The sequence below is a fragment of the Streptomyces sporangiiformans genome (assembly GCF_005768555.2).
Taxonomy (GTDB): Bacteria; Actinomycetota; Actinomycetes; order Streptomycetales; family Streptomycetaceae; genus Streptomyces; species Streptomyces sporangiiformans.
Map to the genome: position 1 here is coordinate 1 of NZ_VCHX02000189.1, position 560 is coordinate 560.

At 63.8% G+C, this 560-nt stretch carries 1 protein-coding gene; it reads right to left on the minus strand.

Features of this window, described 5'->3' with window-relative positions; all coding sequences use genetic code 11:
* Positions 1-560: alpha-amylase family protein (locus FGD71_RS34820; RefSeq protein WP_478131757.1), on the minus strand; the 560-nt coding region annotated here is incomplete at both ends.

Genomic DNA, 560 nt, shown 5'->3' on the forward strand with positions numbered 1-560 from the left:
CACAGCTCGAACCCGCTGTAGACACCCCAGGTCGGCGACAGCGTCGCGGCCAGCACCGCCCGCAACTCGAACGCCGGCCGCCCGCCCTGCTGCAGGAACTCATGCAGGATGTCCGGCGTGTTCACGAAGAAGTTCGGCCGCATATAAGCCGCCGCGTCCCCCGACAACTCCGTCAGATACTCCGTCAGCTCCTGCTTGCTGTTACGCCAGGTGAAGTACGTGTACGACTGCTGGAAACCGATCTGCGCCAGCGTGTGCATCATCGCCGGCCGGGTGAACGCCTCCGCCAGGAACAGCACATCCGCATCCTGGCGGTTGACCTCCCCGATCACCTGCTCCCAGAACACCACCGGCTTGGTGTGCGGATTGTCCACCCTGAAGATCCGCACACCGTGATCCATCCAGAACCGCAGCACCCGCAGCGTCTCGGCGACCAGACCCGGCATGTCCTGATCGAAGGCGATGGGATAGATGTCCTGGTACTTCTTCGGCGGGTTCTCCGCATACGCGATGGTGCCGTCCGGGCGGTGATGGAACCACTCCGGATGCTTGTCCACCCA